Annotated in this window: 21 protein-coding genes; 17 read left to right on the forward strand and 4 right to left on the reverse strand. The window is 51.9% G+C overall.

Going from position 1 to position 25,274, the window contains the following annotated elements:
* Window positions 1-7 precede the first annotated feature (7 nt).
* The 9 genes from L1F29_RS07100 (at window position 8) to hflC (ending at window position 8,668) form a co-directional block, all read left to right on the forward strand.
* Window positions 8-877 carry a glycine betaine ABC transporter substrate-binding protein gene (locus tag L1F29_RS07100; RefSeq protein ID WP_373876529.1) on the forward strand — a complete coding sequence of 290 codons (870 nt, stop codon included), beginning with the start codon at window positions 8-10 and terminating at the stop codon, window positions 875-877.
* Window positions 878-955: 78 nt separating this feature from the next.
* On the forward strand, window positions 956-1,663 hold the full coding sequence (locus L1F29_RS07105; RefSeq protein WP_258387639.1) for a DNA alkylation repair protein: 708 nt from the start codon (window positions 956-958) through the stop codon (window positions 1,661-1,663).
* A gap of 232 nt (window positions 1,664-1,895) precedes the next feature.
* A complete protein-coding gene (locus L1F29_RS07110; RefSeq protein ID WP_258387640.1) occupies window positions 1,896-3,011 on the forward strand; it encodes a WD40/YVTN/BNR-like repeat-containing protein in 1,116 nt (371 codons plus the stop codon).
* A complete protein-coding gene (locus L1F29_RS07115) occupies window positions 3,001-3,276 on the forward strand; it encodes a MoaD/ThiS family protein (protein WP_258387641.1) in 276 nt (91 codons plus the stop codon). Before L1F29_RS07110 ends, L1F29_RS07115 begins: the two co-directional genes overlap by 11 nt.
* A 232-nt stretch (window positions 3,277-3,508) precedes the next feature.
* Window positions 3,509-4,255: an ABC transporter ATP-binding protein gene (locus L1F29_RS07120; RefSeq protein WP_258387642.1), complete on the forward strand. Its 747-nt coding sequence runs from the start codon at window positions 3,509-3,511 to the stop codon at window positions 4,253-4,255.
* The gene (locus tag L1F29_RS07125) at window positions 4,255-4,998 is read left to right on the forward strand and encodes an ABC transporter permease (protein WP_258387643.1); all 744 of its coding nucleotides are present in this window, start codon (window positions 4,255-4,257) and stop codon (window positions 4,996-4,998) included. The genes L1F29_RS07120 and L1F29_RS07125 overlap by 1 nt, the downstream gene beginning before the upstream one ends.
* A 107-nt stretch (window positions 4,999-5,105) precedes the next feature.
* Window positions 5,106-6,653 (forward strand): L-glutamate gamma-semialdehyde dehydrogenase, encoded by a 1,548-nt coding sequence (gene pruA / locus L1F29_RS07130; protein ID WP_258387644.1) that lies wholly within the window; start codon window positions 5,106-5,108, stop codon window positions 6,651-6,653.
* A 117-nt stretch (window positions 6,654-6,770) separates the two neighbouring features.
* Window positions 6,771-7,805: an FtsH protease activity modulator HflK gene (gene hflK, locus L1F29_RS07135; protein WP_258387645.1), complete on the forward strand. Its 1,035-nt coding sequence runs from the start codon at window positions 6,771-6,773 to the stop codon at window positions 7,803-7,805.
* Entirely contained in the window at window positions 7,802-8,668 is an 867-nt protein-coding gene (hflC, locus tag L1F29_RS07140; RefSeq protein WP_258387646.1) for a protease modulator HflC, read from the forward strand. The genes hflK and hflC overlap by 4 nt, the downstream gene beginning before the upstream one ends.
* 248 nt (window positions 8,669-8,916) lie before the next feature.
* On the opposite strand, the gene L1F29_RS07145 is transcribed toward hflC, so the two are convergent.
* Together L1F29_RS07145 and L1F29_RS07150 are read right to left on the reverse strand one after the other, a co-directional pair.
* A complete protein-coding gene (locus L1F29_RS07145) occupies window positions 8,917-9,909 on the reverse strand; it encodes a YihY/virulence factor BrkB family protein (RefSeq protein ID WP_258387647.1) in 993 nt (330 codons plus the stop codon).
* A gap of 89 nt (window positions 9,910-9,998) precedes the next feature.
* Entirely contained in the window at window positions 9,999-11,255 is a 1,257-nt protein-coding gene (locus tag L1F29_RS07150) for a serpin family protein (protein ID WP_258387648.1), read from the reverse strand.
* 155 nt (window positions 11,256-11,410) lie between these two features.
* On the opposite strand from L1F29_RS07150, the gene L1F29_RS07155 reads away from it, so the two are divergent.
* A complete protein-coding gene (locus L1F29_RS07155) occupies window positions 11,411-13,180 on the forward strand; it encodes an ABC transporter ATP-binding protein (protein WP_258387649.1) in 1,770 nt (589 codons plus the stop codon).
* Complete coding sequence (locus L1F29_RS07160) at window positions 13,177-14,973, forward strand: ABC transporter ATP-binding protein (protein WP_258387650.1); 1,797 nt, start codon at window positions 13,177-13,179, stop codon at window positions 14,971-14,973. The genes L1F29_RS07155 and L1F29_RS07160 overlap by 4 nt, the downstream gene beginning before the upstream one ends.
* Before the next feature lie 666 nt (window positions 14,974-15,639).
* On the opposite strand, the gene L1F29_RS07165 is transcribed toward L1F29_RS07160, so the two are convergent.
* Both L1F29_RS07165 and L1F29_RS07170 read right to left on the reverse strand, forming a co-directional pair.
* Window positions 15,640-16,551: a transposase gene (locus L1F29_RS07165; protein ID WP_258387651.1), complete on the reverse strand. Its 912-nt coding sequence runs from the start codon at window positions 16,549-16,551 to the stop codon at window positions 15,640-15,642.
* 832 nt (window positions 16,552-17,383) lie between these two features.
* Window positions 17,384-18,550: a virulence factor gene (locus L1F29_RS07170; protein WP_258387652.1), complete on the reverse strand. Its 1,167-nt coding sequence runs from the start codon at window positions 18,548-18,550 to the stop codon at window positions 17,384-17,386.
* A gap of 258 nt (window positions 18,551-18,808) precedes the next feature.
* Here L1F29_RS07170 and L1F29_RS07175 point away from each other — a divergent pair, with 258 nt between their 5' ends.
* From L1F29_RS07175 to L1F29_RS07200, 6 genes are all read left to right on the forward strand, one after another.
* Window positions 18,809-19,666, forward strand: coding sequence for an MBL fold metallo-hydrolase (locus L1F29_RS07175; protein WP_373876480.1), 858 nt, complete (start codon window positions 18,809-18,811; stop codon window positions 19,664-19,666).
* Between the two features lie 205 nt (window positions 19,667-19,871).
* On the forward strand, window positions 19,872-21,494 hold the full coding sequence (locus L1F29_RS07180; protein ID WP_258387653.1) for an ABC-F family ATP-binding cassette domain-containing protein: 1,623 nt from the start codon (window positions 19,872-19,874) through the stop codon (window positions 21,492-21,494).
* 168 nt (window positions 21,495-21,662) lie between these two features.
* Complete coding sequence (locus L1F29_RS07185) at window positions 21,663-22,169, forward strand: zinc ribbon domain-containing protein (protein ID WP_258387654.1); 507 nt, start codon at window positions 21,663-21,665, stop codon at window positions 22,167-22,169.
* 270 nt (window positions 22,170-22,439) lie between these two features.
* Window positions 22,440-23,336: a cation diffusion facilitator family transporter gene (locus tag L1F29_RS07190; protein ID WP_258389633.1), complete on the forward strand. Its 897-nt coding sequence runs from the start codon at window positions 22,440-22,442 to the stop codon at window positions 23,334-23,336.
* A gap of 230 nt (window positions 23,337-23,566) precedes the next feature.
* Window positions 23,567-23,806, forward strand: coding sequence for a KTSC domain-containing protein (locus tag L1F29_RS07195; protein WP_258387655.1), 240 nt, complete (start codon window positions 23,567-23,569; stop codon window positions 23,804-23,806).
* A 391-nt stretch (window positions 23,807-24,197) separates the two neighbouring features.
* Window positions 24,198-25,214 carry a C40 family peptidase gene (locus tag L1F29_RS07200; RefSeq protein WP_258387656.1) on the forward strand — a complete coding sequence of 339 codons (1,017 nt, stop codon included), beginning with the start codon at window positions 24,198-24,200 and terminating at the stop codon, window positions 25,212-25,214.
* Window positions 25,215-25,274: the final 60 nt, after the last annotated feature.

The following is a 25,274-nucleotide window of genomic DNA, read 5'->3' on the forward strand; positions in this document are numbered from 1 at the left end:
GAGTGTTATCGTATTGAAAAAATGGAGTCTTTTGATTTGCATTGTATTCGTTGCTGCTGTTCTGGCCGGTTGTTCGAACGGAGCGTCTTCCAAGAACATTAAGCTTGCGTATGTAGCCTGGGATTCGGAGATTGCCAGCACTTATGTGGTGAAGGAAGTGCTGGAGAAGAAGCTGGATTATAAAGTGGAGCTGCTGCAGGTCGACGCCGGTCCGATGTGGGCGGGCATAGCCGACGGAAGCGCGGACGCTATGGTGGCGGCATGGCTGCCGAGCACGCATGCCTCGTATGTCGAGAAGTATAAAGCGGACGTCGAGGATCTGGGACCGAATCTGGATGGGACCAAGACCGGGCTTGCCGTTCCGACGTATATGGACATTGCCGCGATCGATGATTTGAAGAAGGCGGATACGGCGAAGTCGCTTAATAATCAAATTATCGGCATTGAACCCGGAGCCGGTATTATGATGGCAACCGAGAAGGCGATGGCGGATTATGGCTTGGATTCGTACACCCTCGTAGAGAGCTCTTCCGCGGCGATGGCGCAGGAGCTGCAGAAGGCCTATGACGAGAAGCGTCCGATTGTCGTAACCGGCTGGACGCCTCATTGGATGTTCGCCAAGATGGACCTGAAATATTTGGACGATCCGAAGGGCGCTTACGGGGGCGCAGAGCAAATTCATACGATGGTTCGCAAAGGCCTGAAGAATGATCAGCCGTCCGCGCATCTTTTCTTGGATCAGTTCGAATGGACGCCGGATGATATGGCTGCCGTCATGGTTGAGATTCAAGGCGGAGCATCTCCCGAAGAGGCCGCCAGCAAGTGGGTCGAAGATCATGGGGACCGCGTCAATCAATGGCTGAAGGGCACTGAATAAGCTGTGATATATCGTGCTTGGGATTAACGGAACGACAAATATGTTACAATGGCAGAAAACAAACAAGCAGGTGATCCGGTGACTTACGAAGAAGTGATGCAGCAGCTGGAGAATATGGGGACGGAGCAAACGAAGAAGACATTTCTGCGTCATGGTGCCAGTGAACCTTTATACGGCGTGAAGGTCGGCGATTTGAAAAAGCTGGTGAAAGCCGTCAAGAAGGATCAGGCGCTGGCGCTTGAACTGTATGATTCGGGTATCAGCGATGCCATGTATTTGGCCGGCCTTACCGTTAATCCGAAGACGATGACCAAGGAAAGGCTGCTGGATTGGGTACGTCATGCCAGATGGTCTATGCTGTCGGAATATGCGGTAGCGGGGGTGGCGGCTGAAAGTCCTTACGCGCTTGAGCTGGCCAGAGAATGGATACAAGCGCCGGAAGAGACGATTGCCGCTTGCGGCTGGAACACGTATGCGAATTATATTTCCATTACGCCGGATGAACGGCTGGATCTGGATGAGATCAGCCGTCTGCTGCGGCAGGTAGCGGATACGATTCATGGCGAGCAGAATCGCGTCCGCTATACGATGAACAGCTTCGTGATTGCAATCGGATCCTATGTTACGGCTCTGCAGGATGAAGCGCTGGAAGCGGCGGAGCGGATCGGGAAGGTTCATGTGAATGTGGGCCAGACCGCTTGCAAAGTGCCGCCTGCAGCGGAGTATATTCATAAGGTGGAAGCCGCCGGCAAGCTGGGGTCGAAGAGGAAGACCTGTATCTGCTAATTAATTTGAGGGAACCGCATAGATCGCTTGATGGAGCGTTAACGACGATGGTTGTCGTTAGCGCTCCTTTTTTGAGGAAGGGATAATTTTATTTGCGCAGATAGAAGGATTTTCCAATAAAAAGGCGAATGTATATTCGCATGACAGTCTGGCGACAGTGATGAGCGGGTACGATTGAGGCGGCTGTAGCGGAGCTGTTGAAAACGCAATCATTCCGAAGGAGGCATTGCTTATGGGTAAGCTGGTCAAATTGTTGGTCGGGACGAATAAAGGCGTATTTATTTATACGTCCGGCGAAGACAGGCGGCAGTGGAATCTCGATGGCCCCTATTTGAACGGTTGGGAGGTATATAGCGTATTTGGGGATAGCCGGAAGGGAAGGCAGCGTCTCTACGCCGGTACGTCTCATGCGGCATACGGGGCGACGATTCGGGTCAGCGACGACATGGGGAAGACGTGGACTCAAATTGTAGACGGGCCCAAGTATACGCAAGAGAGCGGATTCTCGTTAAACCGGATTTGGCAGATTGCCCCGGGCGCTCCGTCGGAGCCCGATACGCTGTATGCAGGCGTCGAGGAGGCCGGGCTGTTCGTCAGCCGGGACGGCGGGCAGACGTGGGGGGAGCTCGACGGCCTGACCAAGCATCCCTCCAGGCCGGGATGGTTTCCGGGCGCGGGCGGGATGTGCCTGCATACGATACTGGTTGACCCGCACAATCCCAGAAGGCTGTGGACGGCTATGTCGGCCGTCGGCGTATTCCGTTCCGAGGATGGCGGGGAAACATGGGAGACATGCAATCAGGGCTTGGCACGGGTACCTACCGGGCAGCCGTTCCCGGAAGTGGGCTATTGCATTCATAAGATGGCGTGCGATCCGTCCAATCCGAACACGCTGTACATGCAGGAACATTGCGGGGTATTCAAGTCCGAGGACGCAGGCAGCACTTGGTATCCGATTGAGGAAGGATTGACGATGCGGGAAGGTGACAGTCCATTCGGCTTTCCGATCTGCGTCTCGCAGACGGGCGATCTGTTCCTCATTCCGCTGGAAAGCTCGGAGCAGCGGACTATGAAAGACGGCAAGATGCTCGTCTACCGGCGCAACCGCGACGAGCCGTCCTGGCAGCCTGTCGGAGACGTGGTGCCGGAGGAGCAGCGGCATGTCAGCGTATTGAGAGACGCCATGGAGGTCGATCAGCTCGACCCGTACGGCCTCTACTTCGGTACGACTTCCGGGGAGGTGTACTGCTCGCTTGACCGCGGCGTGAATTGGATGCGGCTGCCCGGTCAGCTATCCCGGATCATGTCCGTCAAATCATGGATCGTGGACGACGGTCATGAAGATTGATATCGTCGTACCGTTTCTGCTATCGGATTGCACCGGGGGGAGAAGCGGCTTCTCGTTAGAAGCCGATACGCTGGAGGAAGCCGTTCATCGTCTATTCGCCGATTACCCCCTGCTCCATCATCATGTGTACAACGAAGAAGGCCGGATTCGCCAGCATGTACTTCTCTACTATAACGACGAGAACATCGAATGGCTGGCGGATCGCAGCATTCCTCTGCAGGCGGGGGATCGGCTGCTTGTTCTGCAGGCCGTCTCCGGCGGTTAACGAAGCTGTGTCCTCGATCTGCGGCTGCTTAAGCGGCGGATGCTCATTCCGGTCAATCGGCCGGAGAGCATCCGCCTTTTTATATGCACTTGTACCAACCGAGCCGGCCAGTCCGATGATTGGGAGCTGTTGGCTGCTTGCTGCGCAGGGGGCGCCTAAAAGAGGAATCGGGTATAATGAGGACAGTTAATACATGACATAGGCGTGCCGCAACGTCACGGGAGGATTCGGATTGACAGTACTGTTAGCCATGGAGAACATTACGAAGCATCGGCAGGACGATGCGTCCAAGATATTGTTTGAGCGAATAACGGCAGAGATCGCAGCCGGTCAACATGTTGCGCTGCTTGGCGGATCCGGACAGGGGAAGAGCACCCTGCTTCGGATAATAGCCCGCTTGGAGCGATGCGATGCAGGCGAGATCGCGCTGCATTCAAAACCGATCGCCGCCTGGAAGCCCCAAGACTGGCGGAGGAAGGTGTGTTATGTAGCGCAGCAAGCCGTTATGCTGCCGGGAACCGTGGAGCAGAATTTACGGACCGCCAGCGAGCTGCATGGGCTTCCCTTCCATGAAGCGCTGGCAAAGCGCTGCATGGAAGCCGTTGGGTTGGGAGCGGTAGATTGGCAGAAGCCGGCAGCCGATTTGTCAGGAGGGGAGAAGCAGCGGACGGCTCTCGTGCGGGCTATGCTGCTTAGTCCCGATGTGCTGCTGCTCGATGAGGTAACGGCTTCGCTCGATCCGGGCAGCAAGAGGTTGGTTGAACGGTGTCTGAGCGAATGGGCAGCGCAGGAGGAGAAGGCGCTTATTTGGGTGACGCACGATCTGGAACAGGCGAAGCAAGTGAGCGATACCGTATGGTTTATGGCGGAGGGGAAGCTGCTCGAGCACTGCGAGACCGCCGTATTTTTTGATTGCCCGTCAACGGATCAGGCCCGCCGCTACCTGCAGCAGTCGCGCAAGGAAGAGGAGAGCGTCTAATGTCCAATCTCGCTTTATTGTGCACGCTTGTTTTCGTAATGGTGACCATGTTTCTGTCTATCCGCCGGAAGCTTGGTCTAGAGAAGGAGATCGCCATCGGCACGATCCGTTCGGCTCTGCAGCTGCTCTTTATCGGATACATATTGCACTTTGTTTTTAATGTAGGGAACCCCATATTCATCATACTTATTGTAGCTGCCATGATTACGATCGCTTCGTGGAACGCGGGGCAGCGTTCGGCGCGAATCCCGGGGATCCGCCTGCGGATTGCATTAGCGCTCAGCTGTACGGAAGCCATCACGATGGGGCTGCTGCTTGGCCTTCAAATTATCGAACCGACGGCGCAGTTCATCATTCCGGTCAGCGGCATTACGATCGGAAGCTCGATGATCGTCGCAGGCCTTTTCTTGAATCAGATGAACCGGGAGATGGAAGCGTCCCGGGGCGAGATCGAGACGCTTCTGTCGCTCGGCGCAACGCTGAAGCAAGCCATTCAAGGCGCGATCAAGCGATCGGTTCGCGCGAGCATGATTCCGACCTTCGACGGAATGAAGACGACCGGGCTCGTTCAGCTGCCGGGAATGATGACGGGGATGATCGTCGCGGGTGCGGATCCGATCGAAGCGGTGCGTTATCAAATCTTAATCATGTTCGTGCTCTCCTCCGCCGCGACGATGACCGCTATTCTGCTCGGTGCGCTCAGCTACCGGTTGTGGTTTACGAAGGATGAGCGGTTACGTTAATCGGCGGAGAACGATAGCGATGTTTTTGGAATATGGTCATGTTTGCTCCTTCAGCTGCTTAAATTGGTGTAGAGCGATTATTCGTTGACTGAAGGAGGCTATCTGTCATGATGGAAGCGTTCCGGAATGAACCGTTTACCGATTTTACTGTGGAGAGCCATAAGCAAGCGTTCCTAGATGCCCTGTCGAAGGTGAAGGCGGAATTGGGCCGTGATTACGGGCCGGTCGTCGGTGGCAGAAGGGTGTCGACCGGGCGAAAGCAGAACTCGATCAACCCTGCCGATATCGAGCAGATCGTTGGCGTCGTAGAGCAAGCGGACGGAAAGCTTGCGGAGCAGGCGATACTAGCGGCGGCTGAAGCCTTCGGTACGTGGCAGCGGGTTCCCCCTGCGGTTAGAGCCCGCTGCCTCTATAAAGCGGCTGCCATCCTGCGACGGCGGAAGCATGAATTCTCGGCTTGGATGGTTATCGAAGCGGGCAAAAGCTGGGTGGAAGCCGATGTCGATACCGCCGAGGCGATCGACTTCATGGAATTTTACGGACGCGAGGCGCAGCGTCTGGCTGAGCGGCAGCCGCTGATACGTATAACGGGAGAAGACAATGAGCTTGCTTATATCCCGCTCGGAGTAGGCGTAGTCATTCCGCCATGGAATTTCCCGCTGGCTATCCTTGCAGGGATGACGACCTCGGCAATCGTTTGCGGGAATACGGTTGTACTGAAACCGGCAAGCGCCACGCAGGTTATAGGGGCGAAGTTTATGGAGCTGCTTGCGGAAGCGGGCGTTCCGGCAGGAGTCGTCAATTATTTGCCGGGGTCCGGAGGCGAGGTAGGCGATGTTCTGGTGGACCATCCCCTTACCCGATTCGTCAGCTTCACCGGTTCGCGCGAAGTGGGGCTTCGCATTAACGAACGAGCGGCCAAGACCAATCCCGGCCAGCGCTGGATGAAGCGTGTCGTTGCCGAGATGGGCGGCAAGGATACGATCGTCGTCGACAGCGACTGCGACCTTGATCTGGCAGCCGAAGCGATTACCTTCTCGGCCTTCGGCTTCTCGGGCCAGAAGTGCTCGGCATGCTCCCGGGTAGTTGCGCTCGACGAGGTGTACGATAGCGTGTTGGAGAAGGTGTCGGCGCGTGCCCGGCAGCTGACCGTTGGACAGCCGGCGGATGCAGCTGCTTATATGGGGCCGGTCATCGACGATAAAGCTTATGCGAAGATATTATCCTATATCGAGCTCGGCCGGGTAGAAGGACGCATAGTAACTGGCGGGGGAAAAGGCGACCCGCGTGGATATTTTATCGAGCCCACGGTTATCGCGGATGTCTCGCCTGAGGCACGGATCGCACAGGAAGAAATATTCGGGCCGGTCGTCGCGTTCCTGAAGGCTTCCACGTTCGAGGAAGCGATCGAATACGCGAACAATACGGAATATGGCTTGACGGGAGCCGTCTTCTCCCGCAACCGCATGCATCTGGAGCTAGCCAGAGAGCGATTCCATGTCGGCAACCTGTATTTCAACCGCAAGTGCACGGGAGCGTTGGTCGGCGTGCACCCATTCGGCGGATTCAACATGTCGGGCACGGATTCCAAAGCGGGCGGCCGGGATTATTTGCTGCTGTTCAGCCAAGCGAAGCTTGTTTCCGAACGGCTATAAAAACGAATAGTCAGCTATTTAACGATCTGAAATGGAGAATATGGTTAAATTATGAAACGAATGTGGTGATTGCTCGTATTTACTCCCGAACGCACGTTGTTAGAAGGGGGATAATCTATGTTGCATGGTGTACCAAAGCCGGAGAAGGGGGATCCGAACCAGCTGCCGCCAGGACTGCTGAAGAAGATTCTGATTGGGGTACTGATCGCGGCGATCCTGGGATTGGGCAGCACAATGTTCTATACGGTCCAGGAACAGGAGAAGGCTGCTATTCTGACGTTTGGAAAGTACACGGATGAGAAGGGCGCAGGTCTTGGAATCAAATGGCCGTACCCGATCCAGCAAGTCGTTAAAGTGCCTGCCAATTTGACGCAGCGGATCCATATCGGCTACCGGCAGGAAGGCAATACCGTAACTCCGGTCGACGAAGAAGCGATGATGATTACGGGAGATGAGAACATCGTGTCCGCTGACGCAGTCGTTCAGTGGAAAATAAGCAATATACGCGATTTCTTGTATAACATTGACGATCCGGAACAATTTTTGCGCAACTCGGCAAGCTCGGCCATTCGCTCTGTAATCGGTTCATCCAAGCTTGATTATGCGATTACGGACGGAAAGACCGAAATTCAAACGAAAGTCTACGAGAAGATGCTGGAGCTTCACGATAAATACCAGACGGGAATCCATATCATCGATATTAAATTCCAGGACATTGAGCCGCCAAGCGGTCAAGTGGAGGAAGCCTTCCAGAAGGTAACGAATGCCCGCGAAGAGAAGAACACGAAAATTAACAATGCAGCCAAATACGAGAACGATCGTATTCCGAAAGCGAGAGGGGAAGCTCAGGCGTTAATTGAGAATGCGGAAGCGCAGAAGAAATCCCGGATATTGAACGCCCAGGGCGACGTGGCGAAATTCAATGCGATTTATGCGCAGTACGCCGCTAATCCTGCCGTTACGGAAAGCCGGCTGATCCTGGAGACGATGGAGAAAATTTTACCGAATGCGCGTATCTTTATTTCCGACTCTTCCGGCGATACGGTCAAATATTTGCCGATTAATGAGCTTCTGCGCGGCGGAGGCGGTTCAGCTTCGGCCGTACAGCCGAATGCCGGCGGACAAGGCGCGCAAGGAGGGACTGCCAAATGAAGAAGTGGACCTACGGATCAATTGCCATCATCATTGTCGCACTCATTATCGTCTTCGGCTCCGCCTTCGTCGTCAAGGAAGGCGAGTACAAGGTAGTCCTTCAATTCGGTGAAGCGGTTCGAGTCATTGAAGAGCCGGGAATCAGCTTTAAGATCCCGTTTATCGAATCGACCAAGACGCTTCCGAAATACCAGATGTCCTATGAAAGCAAGCCGACATCCATTCTTACCAAGGACAAGAAACCGATTATCGTCGATAACTATACGGTATGGCGGATCACCGACGTGGAGCGGTTCTTGAAGTCCGTGCAGACGGTTAGCGCCGGCGTGCAGCGGATCGATGAGGCGGTATACAACACGGTGCGCCGCAAGCTGTCGGAAATTAATTACGACAGCATCATCAGCGAGAATACGGAACGCGGTAATATCAACGATGAAATTACGAAAGATATTGCTACCGCGTTGGAACGCGACAACTACGGGATTGAGATCGTCGACGTGAGGATCAAAAGGACCGACCTGCCGGAAGGCAACAAGCAGAGCGTCTATAACCGGATGATATCGGACCGTGAATCGATCGCGGCACGGTACCTTTCCGAAGGTGACGAGGAATCGCGGAAGATTACGTCGAAGGCGGACCGTACGGCAACCGAGCTGATTGCGCAGGCCGAAGCGGATGCCAAGAAAATCATAGCCCAGGGCGAGGGAGAAGCCGCTAAGATTTATAATGAGGCGTATGGCAAGAGTCCGCAATTTTACAGCCTCTACCGCACGCTGGAGAGCTACGTTACGACGCTCAAGAATGAGCCGGTCATTATGCTGCCGATCGATTCGCCGTATGCGAAGATTTTGCTGGGCAAATAAAATCGGTCCGTCCGAGCTCCAGGCAGGATGCTTGAATAAGAACGTGTATAGAAGCAAAAGAACAGCAAAAGAACAGCAAAAGAACAGCAAAAGAACAGCAAAAGAACGGCACCTGCGGGTGCCGTTCTTCTATTGCTGCCGCTGATTGCATTGCGCGTGCGCCTCCCAATATGAAATGCGGCGCTGCGTGACGGAGGCGGCAGATCCTGTGTCATACGATATGCCGCACGCGCAGAAGGGGAGACTTGCTATGGCTTCTTGTCTTTTCTGAAGAATGGCAGCGGAATAGAGAATTGCTTGCAGTTTTCCTTCCGTTTGCCGTTCTTATCGAAATGCAGCACGGCGTTGATTTCACCGCCGAGCACAACAATGATGCTGGATAGGTAAAGCCAAGTGAGCAGGACGATGATCCCGCCGATACTCCCGTATGTCTTGCTGTAACTGCCGAGATTATTGACGTAGAACGAGAAAAGCAGCGATGTCACAATCCATCCGATCGTCGCGAACAGCGCACCCGGGACTGCTTCCCGAAAGGTTATGCGCAGATTCGGTATAAACATATAGAGCGCAGTGAAAACGAAGGCCATAATGAGAATCGGCAGCGCAAACTGCGCAATGCCCCATACGACGTCGATATTACCCGGCAGATGTGTCCAGCGGTACAGCATGTTTCCGATGACGCGGCCGAAGATCAGCATCACCATGCTGAATACGATGACCAGCGCGAGGATAATCGTAAAGATCAGCGAGATCGCTTTTACCTTCCAGAATGGACGCGTCTCCTCGACGTCATAAGCCTTGTTGAGCGCCTTTATAATCGCGCTTACGCCGTTTGAAGCCGACCACAGGGTGACGAGCAAACCAAAGGAGAGCAGGGAGCCGCTGCGGGATTGCTGGATTTCCCCGAACGCATCGGCGATGGTTTTGGTCGACATTTCCGGTAGCACGAATTGTATCCCGTCAATAACATCGCTGACGGTTAAATTGGCAAAGCTGAGGACAGCAATGATGAAGATTAAGAACGGGAAGAAGGCCAGAATTAAATAGTAGGTGAGCTGAGCGCCCATTGCCGGAACCTCATCGTCTTGAATCCGGCAGTGGAGGCTTTGAGCGAAGTTCATGGTTCGCTTGCCCAAAGCAGGACGCTTGCCCGGCGCAGGGGTTATCTTAGCGTTTTCGGGCTTATTTGGCGTTGTAACGGTACGGGAATCTTTGCTTGCAGGATGTAAGGTGTTTGCCATCACGCACATCCTCCTTTCATGAAACCTGCCCTTACTTTATCATCCACAGTATTCTTTACCCGTGGGCAGGCAGGGTAAACCCGCGGCATTTATTCCTTCGTAGGATCCTTTATAGAGCCAAGAAAGACGAGCGCCCCGGTCTTCTGTTCCTCAACGGCAAAGAAGAACGGGCGGTTCACGGTCATTCTGAAGTCATATTGGGGGCTTTCAGAGCTTCCATCCATCTGTATGGAAGTGACAGCCGCTGCTTCCGTTCCTTGCTCATTCACTTCAATAAACGCTTTATGCACCACATTACCGATGAATAGAGTGGATTGATCTTTGATCATCCCGGAAAAGTCAGCATGTTCCGAGGCGAATGCCTCCTTCATGCCAAGTGATTGGAGAGCATCATTCAACTTGGCTTTATAAGTTATATTGAACCGTGGAAGCTCGATAATGCCTTTGCCTTCGGTGTATCCGCTCCTCCACATCTCCGGCTTCCGGAGCAGCTCAGCTTCCAGTTCGTCAAGCGTGACTTCTTCCCCAGGCAAGACAATGATCATATTCCACGTGCCTTGTGAATAAGGGAGCCGGATTGCCTCATAACGGCCGCCGCCGTTCAAATATTCAAAGTTGTCCGTCTGACGCATCATCGGAACGGTGACGGTTGATCCGCCCATAAGCCGGAACGGCGCGTCATGAGTCGCATCTGCCTCGAACGCCTTCTGCCACCCGGCTTTGAAATAAATCGCATTCATTAAGAGAAGCCGTGTTTGGTCAGGAATCGATGATTCGAGGATTCGATCGATTTTCTTACGGGTTTGTTTCTTTACCCATTTATTAATCGTATGGACGGCACTTTCAGCGGAAAAGTCCAGTTCGTGTATTTGGGCATCGAAATATCGTTTGTTTTGCTCAACGAACGCTTCGTTAAGCGAGATTCCTTTCCTGAGCCAGAGCGCGTTAGCGATATCGAGTTCTACCTCGGGATCGGATTGTTCCAGTAGATGGCGCAAAACCTGGCTCCCTTGATTAATAGCCTCAAGGGCGATGTCATCTGTCTGCAATGCTGCCTTCATTTCTTTTAAAGTATTGCCCCCAGCGCCGTTCATCGCCAGCGAGAGAGCAAACGTCATACTGAGGGGGGAGACGAATACGTTATCGCCCCGGGCTTCCTGGAGTAATTGTTCCGTCATTTGCAGTGAAAATTTATTGTATGCCTGGATCTGACGAACATTAACATCCGAATTCGTAAAGGTGAGCTTTTTGGAGTCGTTACCGCAGCCGACCGTCATAACCAGAATCATAATGGCTAGTAATGCAGCCGCTGTTCTCATCCCAATACATAATGTCTTTGAATGCATTGTATCCCCCCCATAAGCTTCTATTTGTCGTTATTGACGCTTATATAAGGATGGAGGTTACAGTTTTTGGTATATATATTCGAAAAAGACTTAACAGGTCAACTTCCCTGTGATAATCTGGTTAGAGCGATCACATGTTCGGGAGGATAGAATTCATGGTGCAGAATAAACAGAAGGTAACTATAGGACAGTACTATGAGCTGCTGCGCCGGTATTTGCTTCCGCAGAAGAGGGCGCTGATCGGATTAGCCCTGCTGCTGTTTACATCCATCGGGCTGCAGCTCATCAATCCGCAGATCATTCGATTTTTCATCGATACCGCTCAATCGCAAGGAGAGCTGAAACCGCTGTTCTATGCGGCAGGGATATTTATCGGCTTCTCGATTGTGCACCAGGTGGTATCCGTTCTGGCAACTTATATAAGCGAGAACGTCGCATGGAAGACGACCAACACGCTTCGCGGCGATTTGGCGGAGCATTGCTTGTCCCTGGACATGTCGTTTCATAAATCACACACATCGGGTGCGATTATCGAACGGGTGGACGGCGACGTGAATGCGCTCAGCAATTTCTTCTCCAGCATGATCATTCATCTCGTAGGGAACATACTGCTGATGGCAGGGATCATCATTCTGCTCTTCCGGGAAAATTGGCTTATCGGGATCGGGATGACGGTGTTCGTCGTATTTGCCGTCTACATCATTCAATGGATTCGCAAATTCGCTGTGCCGGTCTGGGCAAAGTGGAGACAGATGAATGCCGAGTTCTATGGCTTTATCGGCGAACAGCTTGAAGGCACGGAGGATATCCGCGCGAACGGAGCGGAAGGATTCGTCATGAACCGGTTCTATGCGCTGGTGAATCGGATGCTGCCGGTACGAATGAAAGCGTTTCTAGGCTTCGCGATGATGTGGAACACGACAATTATCGTTTTCGCAATCGGGAATGCCCTGGCATTCGCCGTCAGCGCCTACTTGTGGAAGAGCCAAGCGATCACGCTTGGAACAGTATATTTAATCTTCTATTACACGGAACTGTTAGCCAAGCCTATCGAGAAAATCCGAACGCAGATGGAAGACCTGCAGCGGGCCGATGCTAGCATTTCGCGCATCCGTGAGTTGTTCGCCACCCCATCGTTAATACAAGACGGTGCCGGAGCAGCCCTTCCCGAGGGCCCGTTAGGAGTTGAATTTCGTGACGTAACATTCAGCTACGATCGCGATGTCGATGATACGCCAACGCTGGACAGGCTGCAGATCGCGCTTCAGCCCGGCGAAGTGCTTGGTTTATTGGGGCGGACCGGCAGCGGCAAATCTACGCTGGCCCGTCTGCTGCTGCGTTTCTACGATCCGCAGCAAGGAGTTATCGCGATTGGAGGCGTCGATATACGCCAATGCAAGTTGAATGCGCTCCGCAAACGGGTCGCCTTGGTAACCCAAACGATCGAAATCATGGAAGGAACGGTCCGCGATAATTTGACCTTCTACGATGAATCGATCCTGGACGATAAAATATTGGAAGTATTAGCGGATCTGGGACTGCAGGAGTGGTATGAAGCATTGCCGGGCGGATTGGATACGAAGCTGGCCTCGGGAGGAGGCGGATTATCTGCCGGGGAGGCGCAGCTGCTTGCATTCGCCCGCGTATTTCTAACGAATCCGGGATTAATCATTATGGATGAAGCTTCTTCGCGGCTTGACCCGCTAACCGAGCAGAGGATCGAGAACGCGATTGGCAAACTGCTCGCCAATCGTTCTTGCATTATTATCGCGCATCGGTTAACGACCGTTCAGCGGGCCGACCATATTCTCATTTTGGAGAATGGCAGTGTGATTGAATCAGGCCGAAGATCCGAGCTTGCAGCTGATCCGGGATCACGGTTCAGCCGCATGCTTTCAACCGGGCTTGAGGAGGTGTTGGTATGAGTACATTGACCTTTCTATGGAAGTTAATCATGTATCGGCCCTATCGGTACAGTGCCAACGCTGTTGCATGGACACTCATTTATTTGGCGCCGATTGCTCCAGGTCTTATCACCAAGCAGTTCTTCGACTCCTTAACGGGTGAATCCGCCGTTGCCTATGGCACTTGGGGCATTATTGCGCTGCTGCTGGGAGCGGCTGTCGCTCGCGTAATGCTGATCATTGTCGGTTTCATTACGGATGTACAATTCCGGTTCAGAATGGGCATGCTGCTCAGACGTAACGTGCTGGAGCATGTCCTGAAACAGCCGGGAGCCCGGGCAATCCCTTGCTCGCCCGGCGAGGCGATCAGTCATTTTCGGGACGACGTCGATCAGACGGAAGAAGCGGTGAGCTGGTCCGTTGATTCGTTCGGGATGACCTGCTTCGCAGCCGTTTCCTGCTTCATACTGATCCGGATCGACGCACAGATGACGCTATTCGTATTTTTGCCTCTCGTTCTCGTCGTAACCGCAGCACAGCTGGCTACGTCACGGCTGCAAAAATATCGCGCCGCGAGCCGGGAAGCAACATCTAAAGTAACCGGCGCGATAAGCGAGATGTTCGGCAACGTGCAGGCCATTCAGGTCGCAGGCGCAGAGCACCGGGTGGCGCAGCGCTTCAGACGTCTGGGGGACGAACGCCGGAAGACGATGCTGAAGGATCGATTAATGACGGAAGTATTGGATTCGATCTTCTCCAATTCCGTTAATCTGGGCACAGGGCTGATTCTGCTGCTAGCCGCTCAGAAAATGAGGGACGGATCGTTCTCCGTCGGCGACTTCGCCGTGTTTGTCTACTACTTAACTTTCGTGACGCAGTTCATCACGAACTTCGGCAAGTTCCTGACCTTCTTCAAACAGATGAGCGTAGCGCTCGACCGTCTGACAGCCTTGCTCCAGGGCGCTTCAGCCAAGGTGCTGACCGTATTCAACCCGCTTTACCTTTCCAAGGGGGAGCGAAATGCAAGACCGGCCAAGGCAGAAGGGGTCAAGCTGGAGAATGCAATATCAGCGAGAGTGGATGAGTCCAGGCTCGATCGAATTGAATTGAACGGTTTAAGCTATCGATATCCGGATACGGGAAGAGGCATTAGAAATATAAACCTTACGCTTGAGCGCGGCTCCTTTACCGTGATTACAGGTACAATCGGATCAGGCAAGACGACGCTCGTACGCGCGCTGCTCGGACTGCTGCCGGTTACGGAAGGGACCGTCCGCTGGAACGGCAGGATCGTCGAGGATTTAGGCGCATTCTTCATCCCGCCCAGAAGCGCGTATACGGCACAAATGCCAAGATTGTACAGTGACACTTTGCGCAACAACATCTTGCTAGGACTGTCTGAGCATGATGGCAATCTTGCGAGGGCGATTCATGCCGCTGTCATGGAGTATGATGTAGAGCATTTACAGCTGGGGCTGGACACGATGATTGGGCCGCGCGGAGTCAAGCTGTCAGGCGGACAGGCGCAAAGAACGGCAGCGGCAAGAATGCTGGTGCGCGACGCCGAGCTGTACGTGTTTGACGATTTATCCAGCGCACTCGATGTCGAGACGGAGCAGAAGCTGTGGGACCGCCTGTTTGCCGCCCGAGGCGATGCTACATGCCTTGTCGTGTCGCACCGTAAAGCGGCGCTAGCCCATGCAGACCAGATCATCGTAATGGAGGATGGGCGAATCGAAGCCGAAGGGACGGCGGAACAGCTCCTGCAAAGCAGCGATTCATTCAGGAAGCTGTGGTTCGGAGAGGCTTCGTAGTGGTGAGATTCGAGGGACGTTTACGAGAAAGACGCACACACGGTGCGTCTTTTGTCTTGTACCGCCTTGAAATTCCGGACAAACTAGCCAGGAAGGGGAGATGCCATTGTCCCTTCCTGGCTCTTATAACCACTATCCCGATGCCTCAGGAAGTAATTCAGCTAAGTTAGCACGCAGCAGTCAACCGCAATCATTAACTCTCTAGACGTATGTTCAGGATACTCTATTCGGATTTATGAATAATGAAATAAAGTTATTGAATATATGATCGGATAATAGGAGTGGATACGATATGTTCCTGAAACATATGATCAAGAATGAGCATTTGAGCATCCTCGGATTCCCGCCTTCCTGCAGTGAACACATCCCTTTATTCCTTATGGCCACTATCCCTAACGCTCAGTTTATATAAAAAAACTGCAATGAAGCTGTATATTCGCTCTGCTGGTTTTACGACAGATCAGGACAGAAGTGATTCCAAACGAAAAAATGATCACTGAAGCGCCGAAAAGTCTGAAAGTTCATCAATGGGCGACCGAACTTCTTACTCAATTTAATCCTGCTCATAGTTTGTGATGAGTTCTATAAATAGGCATGGGCAAAAATATAAGCGCAACGGAAATAAACAGTTCTGTGTGCAGCAGCATACTGAAAGAGTATGTATATTCAAGCAGCATAAAGATGACCGGTGTGATGCGGAGCGGAAGAGTCTCGATGAATTAAGGCTTTGTAGGTAATGGAAGGTCGTGTAGCGCATAAATGCAAGAGTTGGTCCAATGTTGACTGTTTCTTATTGGAATAGTTGATAATGAAGCAATATTCATCTAAATAAGCTTGCAGGTGCTTGCCGCCAATGCCGTGGAAATTTGCGTTTATTCGGAGGTTGGCCTCTTTACATAGGTTGAATAAGGGGCTGAAGCTGAATTTCGGATAACGAAGCTTTACGATTGTCACGTCTTCAGTAAGAGGATCAACATTATTTTTCAAAAATCCATCTATGCCGGACCGAAGAATGTTGGTTTGCGAAATATGTACTTTGGGTACCTGTTTAATTTTGACGTACGTGATCTTTCCCTGTGCATCTAATGAAGCGCCGCTTAGCAGCGGATGTTCTTGAGGGTGCGATAGACGATAAGGATTATATGGCTTGCCGTATAGGGCTGCGTTGACTTTGACGTTTCCGTTAAGAATCTCTATCGAATCGGCTTGGCTTATTACATTGCGCAGCTTGTGAAGGATTAGCCAGGCGGTTTTGTAGGTAACCTGAACAAGCTCTGCCAGAAGCGTAGCGTTAATGTCTATGGATGGATTAGCGACCAAGTATATGGCCTGGAACCACTTATGCAATGGCGTCCTGCTTCCTTCCATTACCGTTGAGGAGATAAGGGAAGCCTGATGGTGGCAGGAACGGCATTCGAATAACGGAAGTCTACGAGTTCTAATCGTATAGGCCAAATGATGTCCGCAGCGGGGACAATGATAACCGTGAGGCCATTTCTCCGCATATAGAATATCGATACATGCTTCTTCGCAATTGTAGGTTTGACGGATCTCCTCAAAGTTCATCGATATGTCCATTCGATTGTCCCCCCCAAAAAAAACTGTAAAAGAAAGCCTGCACACTTGATAGTAAGGAAGATTGAGCTTGGATTTTTTGAAAAACAGGAACATTTGTTCTCTTTTATTTTATAGAACAGACGTTCTTAAATCAAGTGAAATCTTGTTCATTTATAATTTTTACAATGGTCGATTAGAAGTTCTTAACCGTCCGTTATTACTGGGAATGGAGGGATGGAAGAGATATAAGAAAAGCTGGAAGTAGAAAGCATGAAACAGGAAAGTAAAGTAGAGGCGAAGGATGCATGACGCAGAATGCAGGGAGGAGTGAAGCAGAGCAACAAAGACGCGGTATGCACGACACAGTGAAGCAGAGCATCGGAGACGCGGTGTGCAGGAAACAGCTAAGCAGAGCAACAGAGACGAGGTATGCAGGAAACAGCAGAGCGGAGCAACAGAGATGCGGTATGCAGGAAACAGCAAAGCAGAGCAACAGGGACGCGGTATTTAGGAAACAGCGAAGCAGAGCAACAGAGACGCGGTATGCTGGAAACAGCTAAGCAGAAGCCAGTAATGAAGGAAGCAATGAGGGCAATGCTGCAATGATACATAGAAAAAATATGCAGAAAAATAAACTAGTAGTGTGAATATGAAAATGGGTGCTAACTGAGTTGAGGGGATAGTGGTCATAAGAAAAAAACAGGGATTATTTGTTGAAAAAGGAGGTTTACATAACCACAATATCACATTTCTAACGAACGACAGGACCGACGAGAACAATAATATGACGACCCTCGCTCCGTCAATCATTTGTCGAGGAGGAGGGTCGTCATCCGATCGTTGCTTCGTGAAGTTAGTTTTTATCTTGGCTGCGTGTGCGGGCGGTCATCTGCTGCCATACGGAGCCGGCAGCTTCTTCACCGCGCTCGATTCGCTCCATTGCCATGCGGGCTTGTAGGCGGACTTCGAATTCGGCATCGTCAGCTGCTTGGCGCAATGATTCCAGAGCCGATTCATCCCCGATCTCGTAAAGGAATCGGGCCGCGCGCCAACGTACCAGCTTGTTGGAATCGCTTAGCGATTCTATCATAGGTCCAATCGCTGCCGGGTCACCCAGATCGGACAGCGTGTCACCGGCGGTACGCCGAACGGAAGCGGAACTGTCACGCAGGGCGGTGAATAAGAGGGGGAGCGCTTCCGGGATGCGAAGGTCGCCCAAGTATACGACGGCAAGCCTCCGGATGGAGACATTGTCGTCCGACAATGCTTGTTCAAGCTGCGGCAGCATCTCGGGCTGTGGAGTCGTACGCGAAAGGGCTTCGTAGCGGACGTTCCAGTCCGGCGAAGCCATCCGCTCCGCAAGCTGCTCTGCGGTTAACGGCTCTGGCCGCACAGATACCGCGGGTGCATTGGTATCGGAAGCAGTGCCGCCTTGTGCGATTGCAGACGCGACTAGTTCGTCGAGGCGCTCCTGCGGATAAGCGGCTACGAGCTCCTTCACGATCTCAGCGGCGATCTCTTCAGGTTCGCCATACCGGACGCCAAGCTCTTCAAGCTTCCGTTCGCGAATCATTGTAGCTCCCGCAGCAGCTGTGACCGCCTCTGCATATGCCGCAGGCATCGCAGCGCGAACCTCGCGATCGCCCATGCGAACCCGCACCTGCATCGGAATATCCCGATACATTTGTACCAAGGCATGCGCTTCGCCGAAGCTCTCGGCCGCTGGTTCCTGACCGGACTCAGAGCGGCCTTCTGATCCTTCACCGGCCTGCAGCAGAGTTCTTGCTTCAGCCAATATTCGTTCCCAGTCAGCGCCGGGCTTACGGTCGAGCGCTATGAAATCGGCCGTTCGGAACAAGCGGCGAACGCCATCGATGGCGAGCAAGCCGCGCAGCGATTCCGGTGCGGACGCCGCATCGGCAGCTGTATAGGTGTCACGGCGTCCGTGAGGATGCATCTCGTCGACATTGAGTTTCATCGTATTTGGACTTGGCGTCGGTTCAATATATATTAAACGCATTGTTGTAATCCCTCCCCAATACATTTGAATCACGTTTCACTGATTATTTTATCGAAAATAACCGGGAGATGCGAATTTCACCTTCCGTCTTCCTTTATTTGCGTTGTTCGTTCATGGTTGGTATCGTAGAAGGTAAATGTAGTCGCTGCCGCCGATTCGACGGCAGGAGTCGTAATAAGGAGGAAACATGGCTACGATACGTTACGAGAATCTGGATTCAAGGATCTCCGAAAATGGCGCCAAGAGCGGGCCAGAAAGATGAAGTCCAAGGATTTCACTTGGAATGTACCGTCCGAGACGCCGGATATTTCTTTTCTGAACAACAATTCAAGTATGCCTTCCGTTACGTGGATCGGCCACTCCACTTTTCTCATTCAGCACTCCGGCTTGAATATCGTCACTGATCCTGTCTGGGCGCTGCAGATGGGCTTTCAAAAACGTTTGACGAATCCGGGTATTCCCATAGCAGACATGCCGCCGGTTGACATCGTGCTCATCTCCCATTCTCACTATGATCATCTCCATATGCGATCTCTGCTTGCTTTAAAAGGCAGCAAAATGCTAATCGTTCCGGTCGGATTGGCTGATATGATGAGGCGCAAAGGGTTCACGTCCGTGGTTGAGCTTTCGTGGTGGGAGTCTACTACGATCGGAGGAGTCTCGATAACATTCGTCCCTTCCCAGCATTGGACGAGACGGACGCTGCTGGATATGAATCGATCCCATTGGGGCGGATATGTCATTCAATCCCACACAGAACGGAACGATACCGCTGCTGAACCTATGCCTGCCGTTTATTTTGCGGGAGACAGCGGATACTTCGATGGCTTCAAAGCGATCGGCGAGCGGTTCGACATTGATATTGCGCTCATGCCAATCGGAGCCTATGACCCTGAATGGTTCATGGGTCCCCAGCATGTAACGCCGGAAGAGGCGCTGCGCGCATTTATCGACATTGGAGCGCGGCGCTTCGTACCGATGCATTACGGCTCGTTCCGGCTGGCGGACGATACCCCGCGTGAGGCGTTAGACCGCCTTGAGGCTGAATGGGATCGCCTCGGCATTGATGAGGAGCGGCTAGTCGTGCTGCCGCACGGTAGAACATGGCAAGCCTAAACCATATTATAGTTAGGGGATGTTGTAACAATGAATCAACATCCGGTACTGCCCCTTGCGATGCAGCACGCGGAAAGACGGAGGCTCTATCCCGTGAATGAAGTGAAATTGCAGTAGGATTCACGGATAGACAGACATTTCAAGGCACGTATGCTATAATGATGCGATACAATACGATTATTTGAGAAGGACGGGATCACGCACAATGATTAGTACAAGCGGCGTGACGCTTCGTTACGGGAAGCGCGCGTTATTTGAAGATGTGAATATTAAATTTACGCCGGGTAACTGCTACGGCCTCATTGGGGCAAACGGTGCAGGCAAATCGACGTTTCTGAAGATATTATCCGGTGAAGTGGAGCAAACGAACGGCGAAGTACACATTACGCCGGGCGAACGGCTCGCGGTATTGAAGCAGAACCACTATGAATATGATGAGTTTCAAGTGCTAGAAACGGTTATTATGGGTCACAAGAAGCTGTATGACGTCATGAAGGAGAAGGACGCGATCTATGCCAAAACGGAATTCACCGACGAGGACGGCATGCGCGCGGGTGAATTAGAGGCGGAATTCGCCGATATGAATGGCTGGGAAGCCGAGTCCGAAGCAGCGGGTATGCTGAACGGTCTGGGCATTCCTCCCGAACTGCACGATAAGAAGATGAATGAGCTTTCGGGTAACGAGAAGGTGCGTGTCCTTTTGGCGCAAGCGTTATTCGGCAATCCTCATATCCTGCTGCTTGACGAGCCTACTAACCACCTCGACATGCAGTCGATTGAGTGGCTGGAGAACTTCCTTGCCGGCTATGAAGGTACCGTTATTGTCGTATCTCATGACCGGCACTTCCTGAACCAGGTATGTACGCATATCGCGGACATCGACTTTGGCAAAATCCAGATGTATGTGGGTAACTATGACTTCTGGTATGAGTCCAGCCAATTGGCGCTTACGCTAATGCGTGACCAGAACAAGAAGAAGGAAGACAAGATTAAAGAGCTCCAAGCATTTATTCAACGCTTCAGCGCGAACAAGTCGAAAGCCAAGCAAGCGACGTCCCGTAAAAAGCTGTTGGATAAAATCTCGCTGGACGATATTCGTCCATCGAACCGCAAATATCCGTTCATCCATTTCAAACCGGAACGCGAAGCGGGCAAGCAGCTGCTGCTGATTGAAGGGCTGACGAAGTCGCTGGAAGGCGACAAGCTCATCGATAATCTGACGCTGACCATCAACAAAGGCGACAAAATTGCGCTCGTTGGTCCGAATACACTGCCTAAGACATTGTTGTTCCAGCTGCTCACGGGCGAGGTTGAAGGGGATAGCGGAACATACCAGTGGGGCATTACGACGACTCAGGCGTATTTTCCAAAGGACAATTCGGCGTATTTCGACGGAGTCGAGTTGAATTTGGTTGATTGGCTTCGTCAATATTCGAAGGATCAGGACGAATCGTTCATTCGCGGCTTCCTTGGCCGGATGCTGTTCTCTGGCGATGAAGCGCTCAAGAAGGCAAGCGTTCTATCCGGTGGAGAGAAAGTGCGCTGCATGCTCTCCAAGATGATGCTCTCCGGTTCTAACGTGCTGCTTATGGACGAACCGACGAACCATCTGGATTTGGAATCGATTACCGCGCTCAACAACGGGCTTATCGATTTTGACGGTACACTGATCTTTACTTCGCATGACCATCAATTCGTTCAAACGATTGCCAATCGGATCGTGGAAATTACGCCGAACGGTATCATTGACCGGATCATGACCTATGACGAGTACCTGGAGAGCCCGGAGGTCAAAGGCCTTCGCGAACGCATGTACCCGGCTGAATAACGATACGAAGCACAGCAAGAAGAGAGTCCGCCTAGGGCTCTCTTCTTTGCTGTAACGTTTTGGACACGGGATCGTAAGAAAAACCCGTCTTAGGACGCGTGAATCGACCGTGCACTCATGTTAGAATAAGACAAGTCATGACGAATAATGGAATGAGGAGTCGGTATTATGTCCTTTTTTGATAAAGTGAAGCAAGGCGCGTCGGATGCTGCCAAGAAAGCACAGCAAACTGTCGAAATAACGAAGCTGAAATCGCAAATTTCTGGCAAAGAGAAGGATATGGAGGAGTTGTTTCACAGCATTGGCGCTTCGGTATACCGTGCACACCAAGTCGGAGGCAGCGATGAATCGGAAGAGGAAGTAGCCGGCTTCTTGCAGCAGTTGGACGAAATCCAAACGGAAATAAATTTGCTCGAGGAGCGAATTAAAAATATCAGGTACGAAAAAAGCTGCAGCTGCGGCAAAGTGGTGCCGCTCGATGCGCGCTTCTGTCCCGATTGCGGTGCGCAGCTTGCCGAAGAGCCCAAACCGGAAACAACGGTCGGCGAAATCCGCGTTATATGCAGCCATTGCTTGACGGAGAACGAGCTGAATGCGAAGTTCTGCCTAACCTGCGGGAGCGGCCTTGCTCCCTCCAGCGGACATGCTGACGCCTATGACGAGCACGGACGCTAAACGTTATAAATTCTAGACAGCCATCCCAGGCGCTTGCGCCTGGGATGGCTGTCTATTTATGTCGGGCGCAGGTTTCATTTCCATCGCGAACGGTTATGCTAATTGTTGCCAAGGCGTTTGTTTTTGGACACAGCCAAACAAGTTGCTTCGTGTCACAAAAGTGACCCCGTCGCCAACACTGTTTCTCTAGACCCACACGACTTTCATCGAGTATGATAGCTTTTAGTCATTGTTACCACATCATGGTGTTACGTAAAGGGGGTGCCGAACCTGAATCAGTATCAGGAAATCAAACAAGGCGAAAAAGGAGCCTGGCTTAGTATCGGCGCTTATATCGTACTATCTGTAATCAAGCTTGCTGCCGGTTATGTATTTGCTTCAGCCGCACTCGTCGCGGATGGCTACAACAACCTAACCGATATCATAGCTTCAACTGCGGTGCTGATCGGCCTCCGCATTTCGCAGAAGCCGCCGGATGAAGATCACCCGTACGGCCATTTCCGCGCAGAGACGATCGCCGCACTCGTAGCTTCGTTCATTATGGCCACCGTTGGCATACAGGTGCTCATAAGCGCGGCGAACTCGTTATTCGCTACCGAGCATGAAGCGCCGGGAATGCTCTCGGCTTGGGTTGCGCTCGCATCGGCTGTTTGCATGGCCGGTGTCTACATGTATAACCGCAGGCTGGCTCAACGTATAAACAACCAAGCCCTCATGGCCGCTGCCAAGGATAATCTATCCGATGCGCTTGTCAGCGTCGGCGCGGCTGTCGGCATCTTCGGCTCGCAGCTCGGTTTGCCTTGGTTGGATCCTGTAGCGGCGCTTGCTGTCGGCTTCATCATTTGCAAAACCGCATGGGAGATTTTCTATAGCTCGACGCATGCACTGACCGATGGCTTCAATGAAAAAGAGCTGAACTCGCTGCGCGGCACCATTGAGCGAACCCAGGGCGTGCGATTTATCAAAGACATTAAAGCGCGCGTTCATGGCAGTAATGTGCTGCTGGACGTCGTCGTTATGGTCGATCCCCAATTGTCGCTGGTCGAGAGCCACCGTATCAGCGATGAAATCGAGAAGCGGATGGAACGCAAGCACAATATTATGAGTGTTCATGTTCATGTGGAGCCGCTTGTTCCTGAAGAAGCCAGTAAGATAGCTGGAAATTGAAAGCAGAAGTTTAGAATGACCGGCATTGTGCGATGCCGGTTTTTTTGCGTTTATCTGCCAGGGGAAAACTGCAGCGGTATAAAGTGTAATTTTATCGGAAGGGGGTATGTACAGGTAAAAGGATATTCAAGCCTGTCCATAGAAATAAACGGTAAGAAATTCAAGCCCTATCTCATACAATTTAGCGATGTAGACAGTTTCACGAAAACTAAATTTGCGGAGGTGTTCTCATGCTGGTACCGATTGAGTCGAAACAAATTGCGTTCTGCTCGTATCATGAAGAGGGCGGTATTCTTCAGTTGTATTATCACACGGGAGAAGTGGTTACCTATCCGTCCGTCGGCAAAGCGGAGTATCAATCCATATTGGATTCAACGAACCGGTTAGATGCGATCGTAAGGGTGACCAATCGGGGACAGCTGCCTGTTGTCATGGATCATTCCCTGACGCAGATGGGAGAATTAGCCTAACGCAAGAACGTGAATAGCCATTTATTGTGTTTTGTGTAACGAATAAGCAGCGACAATCCTACTTTACACCCGGTGGAATTATTTACCTGGTCCTATAGACCGGGACATATCGGATAGTACAAAGGTCTTGTTTCCGGGATCGGGACTAGAAGGAATGTAAAGGCGCTCAATGAAAGAACTGGCACGCGTTCCAATGTGCTGGAGGTTCTTCCAGAGCGTCTTTTTTGTTGTGCGTTATAGCGCTTTTACAAATATAGAGGGTACTAGATGGCATCTGAAAATGAGACGTGAGAACGATATGTGTACGTATATGTCGAAAGTAGAATGAATAGCAGGACAAGACGACAAGCAGGAACGCTAATCTTACTAAACAGCTATGGAGGTATCTCAGATGAAGAAGAAGATTACAGCGATAACGATGGTCACGATCCTTGCCGCTTCTATTTCTCTGCCTGCCGCGATGGCAGCCCAGCAAACAGCAGAAGTACAATCATCCGTCAGCTTCAGGGACCGTCCGTCCACCTCATCCAACGTGGTGCGATATTTGAAGAAGGGCGAGGAAGTGTCCGTGCTGAACGAGGTGAACGCGTATTGGTACCAGGTTCAAGACAGCAGCGGAAAAATCGGTTATGTCTCCTCGAATGAAAAATACATCGCATTGGAAAATGCATCGTCCGGCGGTACAGTCGGCAGCACTGCTGGCAATGCGGTTATTGTCTCATCCGTGTCGTTCCGGAAATCCCCTTCGACGGATGGAGCGCGGATCCGCTACATACAGAAGGGCGAGAATGTGACGGTTACCGGACAGCCGAATAAATACTGGTATGAAGTAAAGGACGCAAACGGCGTCAAAGGTTATGTAAGCACGAGTCCCCAATACATAAAGGTGAATGCGGGTCAGACAATACCGGGCGGCGGTTCTAACGGTAATTCCGGCGTTGTGAATCCCCCGGTTAACGGCGGACAAGCCGCCCAGGCGGAAGCCGTCATTAAAGCCGGCATGAAATATTTGGGGACGCCGTATGAGTTCGGGTCAAACCGCAATACGACGACAACGTTCGACTGCTCGGATTTCGTGCGAACGGCTTTCCGCGACGCCTTGAATCGCACGCTTCCCGCCGATTCGCGGCAGCAGGGCAGCTACGTGAAGGATAAAGGCAATGCCGTTTACGATTGGCATCAATTAAAACGCGGCGACTTGATGTTCTTCATGTCGTATAAAGGAACGAAAGCGTCCGCTTATGCCGGCGTAAACAAATCGAAGGCAGCGATAACTCATGTCGGGATCTATCTTGGGGATGGAAAAATCCTTCATACTTACTCCAAGGAATCAGGAGGGGTACGGACGGACAGCATTGCCGGCAAGCATTGGGAGCATCGTTTCTTATTCGGAGGAAGCGCTCTGTAGTGGTTGAATAGTAAAAATTGAATGAATCGAGGGGTCTTCCGTGAAGGAAGGCCCCTTCTT

Origin of the sequence: Paenibacillus spongiae, assembly GCF_024734895.1 — a bacterium.
GTDB lineage: Bacteria > Bacillota > Bacilli > Paenibacillales > Paenibacillaceae > Paenibacillus_Z > Paenibacillus_Z spongiae.